Here is a 599-nt window from a genome sequence, read left to right on the forward strand (position 1 = left end):
AGCGTCCTGTCGGGTCGGGTGGCGTTTTCGTTGGGGCTTGAGGGTCCTGCGGTGACGGTGGATACGGCGTGTTCGTCGTCGTTGGTGGCGGTGCATCTGGCGGTGTCGGCGTTGCGGGCGGGGGAGTGTTCGCTGGCGTTGGCGGGTGGGGTGACGGTGATGTCGTCGCCGGGGACGTTTGTGGAGTTTTCGCGGCAGCGGGGTCTGTCGGTGGATGGGCGGTGTCGGTCGTTCGCGGCGTCTGCCGGTGGGACGGGGTGGGCCGAGGGGGTCGGTCTGCTGGTGTTGGAGCGGTTGTCGGATGCGCGGCGCCATGGGCATCGGGTGTTGGCGGTGGTGCGGGGGAGTGCTGTCAATCAGGACGGTGCGAGCAATGGGTTGACGGCGCCGAGTGGTCGGGCGCAGGAGCGGGTGATCCGTGCGGCGTTGTCGTCGGCGGGTGTGACCGCTGCCGAGGTGGATGTGGTGGAGGCGCATGGCACGGGGACGCGGTTGGGTGATCCGATCGAGGCGCAGGCGTTGCTTGCGACGTATGGGCGGGAGCGGCCAGCCGAACGGCCGCTCTGGCTGGGGTCGTTGAAGTCGAACATCGGGCATGC

1 protein-coding gene is annotated in these 599 nt (G+C 69.1%); it reads left to right on the top strand.

Annotated elements, in window-relative coordinates; genetic code table 11:
• Nucleotides 1-599: beta-ketoacyl [acyl carrier protein] synthase domain-containing protein (locus M8J73_RS02580; RefSeq protein WP_249828174.1), on the top strand; the 599-nt coding region annotated here is incomplete at both ends.

It is taken from the genome of Streptomyces neyagawaensis (assembly GCF_023516595.1).
Classification (GTDB): domain Bacteria; phylum Actinomycetota; class Actinomycetes; order Streptomycetales; family Streptomycetaceae; genus Streptomyces; species Streptomyces neyagawaensis.